This window comes from Prescottella subtropica (assembly GCF_005434945.1).
GTDB lineage: Bacteria > Actinomycetota > Actinomycetes > Mycobacteriales > Mycobacteriaceae > Prescottella > Prescottella subtropica.
Genome location: NZ_SKCH01000008.1, coordinates 141,011 through 150,233 on the forward strand (window position 1 = coordinate 141,011; position 9,223 = coordinate 150,233).

The window sequence follows — 9,223 nt, forward strand, 5'->3', positions numbered from 1 at the left end:
CGGGCCGCGGGCGACGGGCGGGAGACGGATTAGGCTGGCCCGCATGGGAGCCGAATCTTCGCTGTCGTCCGTGCCGGCCATCGCCGCCGACCACCCCGGTGTCGCCGAACTGTTCGCGGTTCTCGCGTACGGCGAGATCTCCGCGTTCTACCGGCTGGCGGACGACGCCCGAATGGCTCCCACGCTGCAGGGGCGCGTCGCGTTCGCGAGTATGGCCGCCGCCGAGATGACGCACTTCGAGGTGCTGCAGAAGGCGCTGACCGACCGCGGAGTCGAGGTCTACGCGGCCATGGACCCGTACGTGCGGGCCCTCGACGACTACCACGCGTCCACCGACCCGTCGACGTGGCCGGAAGCGCTCGTGAAGGCGTACGTCGGCGACGGGATCGCCGCGGACTTCTACCGGGAGATCGCGCACTCGCTGCCCGTGGAGGTCGGCGGCACCGTCAGCGAGGTCCTCGCCGAGGTCGGGCATTCGGAGTTCGTCGTCCACGAGGTGCAGGCGGTGGTCGCCCGCAGCACCACCGAGAAGGACCGGCTGATGCTGTGGGGCCGGCGACTGCTCGGGGAGGCGATCACGCAGGCACAGTTCGTGCTCGCCCGGCGCGAGGACCTCACCGACCTGGTGATGGCCGCGACCGGCAGTCTCAACGGGGTCGCCGCCCTGTTCGACAACATGCAGGCCGAGCATGCCGAGCGGATGGCGGTCCTGGGCCTGGTCTGAGCGCACTCGCGCGGACGGCGCTGTTCGCTCTCGGCGCAGCGTCACCGGTCACGTCGAGGAGTCCGGCGGTGCGATGCTGCATTAACCTGGCCGGGACAGCTGAAAGCGCTCGGAGAGTTCGGAGGTTGACCGTGGAGGTCAAGATCGGTGTAACTGACAGCCCGCGTGAGCTCGTCGTCGTCAGCGCGCAGTCGCCGGACGAGGTCGAAGCGCTCGTGACGAACGCACTCGGTGGTGCGGCGGCGGGTGTGCTCTCGCTCGTCGACGAGAAGGGCCGCAAGTTCCTCGTCCAGTCGAGCCGGATCACCTACGTGGAGATCGGCCCCTCGGACGGCCGCAAGGTCGGGTTCGCTCCCACGAGCTAGTACCGAAACGAGCAAGGGGCGTGTGGCCCGGGGTGCACCCCGGGCCACACGCCCCTTCTGCGTGGTCGGTCTAGTTGCCGTCGCCGTGCATCGGCACGTGGGACAGGCCGCCCCACGCGAGGGCGACGGTGGTGTCGACGGCCTCGTCCTTGGGGATCGGCCGGGCCGCCTCGAGCCAGTAGCGGGCGGTGAACTGGCTGGTGCCGACGAGGCCGACGGCCAGGATCCGGGCCCGGTACGGGTCGAGACCCGAGTCGTGGGCGACCAGATCGAACACGGCGTCGACGCAGGCCTCGGTGGCCTGCTCGACACGCTTCTGCACCTGCGGCTCGCCCATCAGATCGGATTCGAAGACGAGCCGGAAGCCCTGGGTGTCGTTGTCGACGAAGTCGAAGAACGCCTGGACGGCCGCGCGCACGCGCTGCTTGTTGTCCGTCGTCGACCGCAGCGCCTGCCGGACACCGGAGATGAGGCTGTCGACGTAGCTCTGCAGCACCGCGACGTACAGTTCGAGCTTGCCGGGGAAGTGCTGGTACAGCACGGGCTTGCTCACGCCGGCGCATTCGGCGATCTCGTCCATACCGGCCGAGTGGTAGCCGCGGCTGACGAAGACCTCGCTGGCTGCCGCGAGCAACTGAAGGCGTCGCGCATCCCGGGGTAGTCGGGTGCTGCGGCGGGCGCCCTGACCGTTTGCGGTCCCGGCGGCGCGATCGGAGTGTGTCCGATCAGCGAGTTCAGTCATGTCGCTCCCAATCTGCACAAAGAACCCCGACTCGTTCGATACCCGACCTCTGTCGAAATCCCTCGGGGCAAGGTAAATCATCTGCACGATACCCGGAGGGGCGTCGCACGGAACCGGCGAACTCCCACTCGCCTCACATCGAGCATCCCACTCCCGGGTGCCGTGTGCGAGGACGGTCACGCGTTCACCCGGGACAGGTGATCGGTGGTCGGGACTGTGAGATTCTGGCGGGGTGACTGACCGAGGAGGACCACGACTGCAGGGCCCGGCTCCCGAGACATCCGACACCGAGCGTGTGCCGGACTCGCACGAGCCGCTGCGGGCGTCGTGGGATCCGACGCGACGCAGCAGTGGTCGTCCCCGCGTCCCACGTCCGGAGCGGGACGTGCGCAAGCAGAGCCGGCTCGGCCGGTTCGTGTCGACCTACGGGTGGCGGGCGTACGCCGTTCCGATCCTGCTGATCGTGACGGTGCTCGTGCTGGTCGACGCGGTCCGGGGCGGGGACGACATCGTCTCGGACGGGCTGGGGAATCCGGGTTTCGGGAAGCTGAGCCACACGGACGGCACGAACATCGTCGGGGTGCCCCCGATCGCCGACGGCAGTTTCGCGGACACGATTCCCGCGGGGGTCCTGCCCGACGGGGGACAGTACGCCGAGGCCGGCGCCCGGACCTGGCATGTCGTGCCCGGCGCCACCGGTCAGGTGGGGCAGGGTGCCGAGCGGGTGTTCACGTATTCGGTGGAGGTCGAGGACGGTGTCGACACGACCGGGTTCGGGGGTGACGAGTCGTTCGGCCGGATGGTCGACCAGACCCTCGCCAACCCGAAGGGCTGGACGAAGGACCCCCGGTTCGCGTTCCGCCGCGTCGACGCGGGCGATCCGATGCTCGCCGGTGACGGCCCCGACTTCCGGATCTCGTTGACGTCGCCGATGACGATCCGGGAGGCGTGCGGCTACGACATCCAGCTCGAGGTGTCCTGCTACAACCCGGGTATCGACCGGGTCGTGCTCAACGAGGCCCGCTGGGTGCGCGGCGCGATCGCCTACCAGGGTGACATCGGCTCGTACCGGCAGTACCAGATCAACCACGAGGTGGGGCATGCGATCGGCTACGAGACGCATCAGCCGTGCGAGGTGGACGGTGGTCTGGCGCCGGTGATGATGCAGCAGACGTTCGGCACCGCGAACAACGACATCGCGATCCTCGACCCGGAGGGTGTGGTCCCGATGGACGGCAAGGTGTGCCGCTTCAATCCGTGGCCGTTCCCGCGCGGCTGACCGGGGGCCACCGATGACCGCCGTGCCCACCGTCTCGATCTCCGGCCGCGCGTGCGCGGGATTCCTGTTCGACATGGACGGGGTGGTCACCGACACCGCCCGCGTCCACGAGCGGGCGTGGACGCGGCTGTTCGACGGCTTCCTCGCCGACCGGGGGCGCGGCGAGGCGTCGTTCACGTCCGACGACTATCTGCGGTACGTCGACGGACGCCCCCGCGTCGACGGGGTGGCGTCGTTCCTGGCGTCCCGGTCGATCGACTTGCCGCACGGTGAGGAGTCGGATCCGCCGACCGCGCACACGGTGTGCGGTCTCGCGGCCCGCAAGGACGCGCTGTTCCTGCACACCCTCGACACCCGCGGTGTCGATGCGTTCGAGGGCACCGTCACGCTGATCCGGCGACTGCGCGACACGGGCGTGGCGGTCGCACTGGTGACCGCGAGCCGCAACGCGACCCGGGTCCTGGACACGGCCGGGCTGACCGACCTGTTCGACGTCCGCGTCGACGGCGTCGATGTCGACCGGCTCGCGCTCGCCGGGAAACCGGCACCGGACACCTACCGCGAGGCGGCGCACCGGCTGGGCCTGGTGGCAGGGGAGTGCGTCGTACTCGAGGATGCGCTCGCCGGGGTGGAGGCCGGCCGCCGCGGCGGGTTCGGGGTGGTCGTCGGTGTCGACCGCACACATCACGCGGACGCACTGCGGGCGGCGGGGGCCGATGTCGTGGTCTCGGACCTGAGTGATCTCGAGGTGGACTTCGGCACGACCTAGGCTGGATACCAGCTTTACGGTCGATGTCAGGAGCGTGTGTGTCCGCGAAGAATCCGCTTCCGGCGCTGGTGGAACCGGCGTCCGAACTGAGTCGTGACGAGGTGGCCCGGTACAGCCGGCACCTGATCATCCCTGATGTGGGGACGGTGGGGCAGCGGCGGCTCAAGAACGCGCGTGTGCTGGTGATCGGGGCGGGCGGGCTCGGCTCGCCGACACTGCTGTACCTGGCGGCGGCCGGGGTCGGGACGCTCGGGATCGTCGACTTCGATGTGGTCGACGAGTCGAACCTGCAGCGTCAGATCATCCACGGCACCGCCGACGTCGGACGCTCCAAGGCGCACAGTGCCCGTGATTCGATCCGGGAGATCAACCCGCACGTCGACGTCCGACTGCACGAGTTCCGGTTGGACTCCTCGAACGCCGTCGACCTGTTCGCGCAGTACGACCTGATCCTCGACGGCGCCGACAACTTCGCGACCCGCTACCTGGTGAACGATGCGGCGGTGCTGGCCGGCCGGCCGTACGTGTGGGGGTCGATCTACCGGTTCCAGGGGCAGGTGTCGGTGTTCTGGGACGCCGCCCCCGACGGTCGCGGCATCACGCTGCGCGACCTGTACCCGGAGGCGCCGCCGCCGGGCACCGTCCCGTCGTGCGCGGAGGGCGGCGTACTCGGTGTGCTGTGCGCGTCGGTCGGCTCGATCATGGCGACCGAGGCGATCAAACTGATCACCGGGATCGGGGAGACCCTGCTGGGCCGGCTGATGATCTACGACGCGCTCGCCGCGAGCTACCGCACCGTCGCGCTCGGCCGCGACCCGGACCGGGCGGACGTCACCGAACTCGTCGACTACGACGCGTTCTGTGGCGTCGTGTCCGTCCCCGAGGCGGACCGCGGCGCCACGATCACCCCGCTCGAACTGCGGGAACTGATCGAGACCGGCGCCGACATCGCGATCGTCGACGTCCGGGAACCCGTCGAGTGGGACATCGTGCACCTGCCCGGTGCGACGTTGATCCCCAAGGACCGGATCCTGTCCGGTGAGGCGCTCGCCGAGTTGCCGACCGACAAGCGCATCGTGCTGCACTGCAAGACCGGCATCCGGTCGGCGGAGGCACTCGCCGCGGTCCGGCGCGCCGGATTCGCCGACGCCGTGCACCTGCAGGGCGGCGTCATCGCGTGGGCGCACCAGGTGGATCCGACGCTGCCGGTGTACTGACCGTGTCACCCTCGTCACAGCCCGGCCACGCCGCCGAGTTCGCTCGGAGCGCCTCACCGGAACCGACCGCTCTCGCCGGTAACCTGACCGTCGTGAGCTCAGCACAACCACCCCAGCACGTCTGTTCGACGTTCGGTCTCCGTGAGGTCGAACCGGTTGCGTTGGGGTCGGACTGGGAAGGTGGATGGCGTCTCGGTGACGTCGTCCTGACCCCGGTCGCCGACCACGCGCGCGCCGCCTGGTCGGCGAAGGTCCGCGAAACCCTCGTGGTGGACGCGGTGCGACTGGCACGTCCGGTCCGGGCCACCGACGGCCGCTACGTCGTCTCCGGATGGCGGGCCGACACGTTCCAGGCCGGCACCCCCGAACCGCGGCACGACGAGGTGGTGTCGCTGTCTCTGCGGCTGCACGCCGCGACCGCGCAACTCGAGCGTCCCCGCTTCCTGGCGCAGCCGCCCGTCGCGCCGTGGGCCGACGTGGATGTGTTCGTCGCCGCCGACCGCGCGGCGTGGGAGACGGTGCCGCTGCGGACGGCCCGCGCGGCGGGCGCCCTCGAGGACCTGTCCGCGGACGGCCGGCGCAGCGTCGAGTTGATCGGCCAGCTCGCGTCGCTGCGTAAGCCGGTCCGTTCACCGGATCAACTCGTCCACGGCGACCTGTTCGGGACGGTCCTGTTCTCCGGCGCCGTCGCACCCGGCGTCACCGACATCACCCCGTACTGGCGTCCGGCGGCGTGGGCGGCGGGTGTCGTCGTCGTCGACGCCCTGTCGTGGGGCGGCGCCGACGAGGGCCTGATCGGACGGTGGGAAGATCTGCCGGAGTGGCCGCAGATGCTGCTGCGGGCCCTGCTGTTCCGGCTGTCGGTGCATGCGCTGCATCCGCGGTCCACACCGGAGGCACTGCCCGGACTCGAGCACACCGCCGAGATGATCCGGCTGATCCTCTGACCGGGGCGGGACGTCCCGGCCCCTGGTGATCGGTCACCTGTATCGGTGATACTGGATCTGGTTCGACCGACCCGAACGAACTCGACCGAGGAGGGCGTCATGCACGCCGAACCGGGAGACTGGCTCATCGCCAAGGGCACGACCGTCGGTGCCCCCGACGAGATCGCGCAGATCCGCGAGGTGCGCGGGGACGACGGCGGCCCACCCTACCTGGTGGTGCGGTTGCACGACGGGCACGAGGCTCTGGTGTTCCCCGGGCCCGACGCCCACATCGTGACGGCCGCCGGCATGTCCGAACTGGACACGCAGGAGCGCAAGCGGATCGCCGAACTCCAGGAGACGATCGCGCACCGCGACGGACCCTGACGGATCCCGGGGCCTATCGGCCGTCGTCGGGATCGGTCGTCGCGTATCCGGCGAGGAGTTCACCGAAGAAGCCGCGCGCGGTGGCGAGCGCCCGGTCGGCGTCGCCGGCGACGATCGCGTCGATCAGGTCGGTGTGCTCGTCGTGGAGGCCGATCCCGGTCGCGGTCACGTGGTCGAGGACGGTCGCCGCGATCGTCGGCAGCAGCGAGTCGTAGAACTCGAGATACACCCGGTTGTGGCTCGCGGCGACGATGCCGCGGTGCAGGGCCATGTCCGCGGCGACGGCGGCGGGCAGGTCGGTGCCGTGCCATGCCGCGGCGCGGGCGTCGAGCAGTTCCCGCAGGTTACGGATGTCGTCGTCGGTGCGGCGCTGCGCGGCCAGGCCGGCCGCGGTCACGTCGAGGGACTGGCGGAGTTCGACGACGTCGCGTTCGTGGGCGCTCGCGAAGTAGGCGCCGAGGGTGCCGGTGTGCTCGGTGTCGGCGAGCACGTACGTGCCCGAACCCTGCCGGCGTTCGAGCAGACCCGAGTAGACGAGCGCCTGCACGGCCTCGCGGACGGTGTTGCGTCCGGTGCCGGTGCGTTCGGCCAGTTCGGGTTCGGTGGGGATGCGGGACCCCACGGGCCAGCGTCCGGAGCGGATCTCGTCGCGAAGTTGCTCGGTGACCTGCGTGATCAGGGTGCTGCGGCGGACGGGTTGCACGGTGCTCCTGGTGGTGGGGACGGGACCTGTCCGCACTGTAACGCTTTGCCACGGTCGTCGGGTCATCCTATGATTTTCGGCGGCACTTCTTTCGCCGCAGCACCGAACCGAGGTAGTACTACATGACCGTGACCGCATCCCCGCCCGCGTCCACCGGCCCGCAGCCGCTGCTGAAGGGCCGGCTGCTGGTATTCGCCGCGATCACGATGTCGGCGTTGACGCTGCGGCTCGCGGTCACGTCGTTCACACCCCTCGCCTCCCAGATCAGCGGCGAGATCGGCTTCTCGTCGACGGTCGTCGGCGTGTTCGGGATGCTGCCCACCGCCCTGTTCGCGGTGTTCGGTCTCCTCACTCCCACGATCGGGCGTCGTCTCGGCCTGGAGTGGACGGCGCTGCTCGGCATGATGATGGCCGGGATCGGCATGCTCGCCCGCGCGATGGTGTCGGACACCTGGTCGCTGCTGGCGCTGTCGGCGCTCGCCCTCGGCGGCATGGGCATCGGCAACGTCGTCATCCCGCCCCTGGTCAAGCGGTATTTCGGGGACCGGCTGGCGCTCGTGAGCGCCATCTACATCACCGGTGTGCAGATCGGCACGATCCTCCCGGCGACGGTCGCGGTGCCACTCGCGGACGCGTTCGACTGGCGCATCTCGCTGGCCGTGTGGTCGCTGCTCGGTTTCGCGGCGGCCGTGCCGTGGCTGATGATCCTGGCCCGCGGCCGGGGCGGTTCCGCGCATCCCGCCGCGGCTGCCGCGTCCACCGAACCGCATCCGTCGGGACGCCCGTGGCGGTCGCCGGTGGGCTGGGGCATGGCCGGCATGTTCGGTATGACGTCGCTCATCACGTATTCGATGTTCACGTGGATCCCGACGATCCTCACCGAGGCCGGGGCGAGCGAATCGTTCGGCGGCAGCATGGTCGCCCTGTTCTCGTTCATGGGTCTGATCGCGGCGTTCGCGGCCCCCAACGTGTGTGCGCGGCTGCGTAATCCGTTCCCCATCGTCGTCGGCTGTGCGACCGCCTATGCGATCGGGTTCACCGGTCTGCTGGTGGCGCCGATGTCGGCACCGATCCTGTGGGTGGTCGTCGTCGGTCTCGGCCCGAGCACGTTCCCGATGTCGCTGACCCTGATCAACCTGCGCACCCGCACCCACGCCGGCTCGGCCGCCCTGTCCGGATTCACGCAGGGACTCGGCTACACCGTCGCCTGCATCGGCCCCCTGCTGTTCGGCGTGCTGCACGAAACCACCGGCGGCTGGGGCGCTCCCTTCGCTCTCCTCGGGGTCGCCGTCGTCGTCGTCCTGATCTCGGCATGGGCGGCCTGCAAGCCGCGGATGCTCGAGGACAGCTGGAACTGAGGTTTCGGCTAGGGGGAAAGCTCCGGCCATGACTCGTCCGTATTCCCCGGATTTCAGGGCTCACGCCATCGTGTCGGCCCGTGTAGTTAAGCCGGTCCAGTAGACCGGCTACGAACTGGGTATCAGCGTCGGGCGCCTGCACTCGTGGTTGAAGCAAGATTGCATCGATCGCGGTGAGATTCCCGGCCGCACGACGGCGAAGTCAGCGGGCGGCGTGCAAGCGGATCCGTGCGCTCGGGACCGAGCGGGTGATCATCCAGTAGGCGGCGAAGTTCCTGGGCGAGGACCGGCTGTCGGGGACGGCCGAAAAGTAGGCCATGTGTCCGGGCCTTACAGCGGCTCCGGCGCAGGTCGCGGCCTGGATTCGTGGGCATTGGGGCATCGAGAACCGACTGCATTGGGTTCGCGATGTCACGTTGGACGAAGGCCGATCCACCGTCCGCACCGGCAGCAGTCCACAGGTCATGGCCACCATCAGGAACACCGCGGTCAGTCTCTTCAGATTGGCCGGCCACACCAACATCGCCACCGCGCTACGACACCACGGCCGAGCCGCACCGGCCGATCGAGCTACTTCACGCCATCTGACATGCAATTACGCGACTTTGCCGGCGTTCTGGGCCCCTGCAGCCCAGGGGCCCGGCAAAGTCGCATAACCCCATGTCAGGCGGCATGAAGTAGATCGATCGGCCGGTGTGGATCACGGCCGTGGTGGCGTAGCGCGCCGGCGATGTTGGTGTGGCCGGCGAGCCG

10 protein-coding genes and 1 pseudogene are annotated in these 9,223 nt (G+C 69.6%); 9 read left to right on the top strand and 2 right to left on the bottom strand.

The genetic code is table 11. From position 1 onward, the window contains the following. Nucleotides 1-43: 43 nt before the first annotated feature. Nucleotides 44-724, top strand: a complete 681-nt coding sequence (locus E0497_RS10435) for a ferritin-like fold-containing protein (RefSeq protein ID WP_137724718.1) — start codon at nucleotides 44-46, stop codon at nucleotides 722-724. A gap of 131 nt (nucleotides 725-855) precedes the next feature. Next, nucleotides 856-1,089: a DUF3107 domain-containing protein gene (locus tag E0497_RS10440; RefSeq protein WP_170312937.1), complete on the top strand. Its 234-nt coding sequence runs from the start codon at nucleotides 856-858 to the stop codon at nucleotides 1,087-1,089. Between the two features lie 70 nt (nucleotides 1,090-1,159). On the opposite strand, the gene E0497_RS10445 is transcribed toward E0497_RS10440, so the two are convergent. After that, nucleotides 1,160-1,831: an HTH-type transcriptional activator FasR gene (locus tag E0497_RS10445; RefSeq protein WP_137724720.1), complete on the bottom strand. Its 672-nt coding sequence runs from the start codon at nucleotides 1,829-1,831 to the stop codon at nucleotides 1,160-1,162. A 256-nt stretch (nucleotides 1,832-2,087) separates the two neighbouring features. Between E0497_RS10445 and E0497_RS10450 the strand changes: the two genes are divergently transcribed. The 5 genes from E0497_RS10450 to E0497_RS10470 all read left to right on the top strand — a co-directional run bounded on the left by E0497_RS10450 (nucleotide 2,088) and on the right by E0497_RS10470 (nucleotide 6,409). Continuing rightward, nucleotides 2,088-3,110: a DUF3152 domain-containing protein gene (locus E0497_RS10450; protein ID WP_241665833.1), complete on the top strand. Its 1,023-nt coding sequence runs from the start codon at nucleotides 2,088-2,090 to the stop codon at nucleotides 3,108-3,110. 13 nt (nucleotides 3,111-3,123) lie between these two features. Then, nucleotides 3,124-3,879 (top strand): beta-phosphoglucomutase family hydrolase, encoded by a 756-nt coding sequence (locus tag E0497_RS10455; protein WP_137724722.1) that lies wholly within the window; start codon nucleotides 3,124-3,126, stop codon nucleotides 3,877-3,879. A 23-nt stretch (nucleotides 3,880-3,902) separates the two neighbouring features. Beyond that, the gene (moeZ, locus tag E0497_RS10460) at nucleotides 3,903-5,096 is read left to right on the top strand and encodes an adenylyltransferase/sulfurtransferase MoeZ (RefSeq protein ID WP_170312938.1); all 1,194 of its coding nucleotides are present in this window, start codon (nucleotides 3,903-3,905) and stop codon (nucleotides 5,094-5,096) included. 92 nt (nucleotides 5,097-5,188) lie between these two features. Then, a complete protein-coding gene (locus E0497_RS10465) occupies nucleotides 5,189-6,043 on the top strand; it encodes a TIGR02569 family protein (protein WP_137724724.1) in 855 nt (284 codons plus the stop codon). A gap of 99 nt (nucleotides 6,044-6,142) precedes the next feature. Continuing rightward, entirely contained in the window at nucleotides 6,143-6,409 is a 267-nt protein-coding gene (locus tag E0497_RS10470; RefSeq protein WP_137724725.1) for a DUF1918 domain-containing protein, read from the top strand. A gap of 13 nt (nucleotides 6,410-6,422) precedes the next feature. On the opposite strand, the gene E0497_RS10475 is transcribed toward E0497_RS10470, so the two are convergent. Further along, on the bottom strand, nucleotides 6,423-7,112 hold the full coding sequence (locus E0497_RS10475; protein WP_137724726.1) for a FadR/GntR family transcriptional regulator: 690 nt from the start codon (nucleotides 7,110-7,112) through the stop codon (nucleotides 6,423-6,425). Nucleotides 7,113-7,234: 122 nt separating this feature from the next. Between E0497_RS10475 and E0497_RS10480 the strand changes: the two genes are divergently transcribed. Next, on the top strand, nucleotides 7,235-8,470 hold the full coding sequence (locus E0497_RS10480) for an MFS transporter (RefSeq protein ID WP_137724727.1): 1,236 nt from the start codon (nucleotides 7,235-7,237) through the stop codon (nucleotides 8,468-8,470). Nucleotides 8,471-8,829: 359 nt separating this feature from the next. Beyond that, a pseudogene (locus E0497_RS21105) lies at nucleotides 8,830-9,009 on the top strand (ISAs1-like element ISMul1 family transposase); the annotation flags it as partial. Nucleotides 9,010-9,223: the final 214 nt, after the last annotated feature.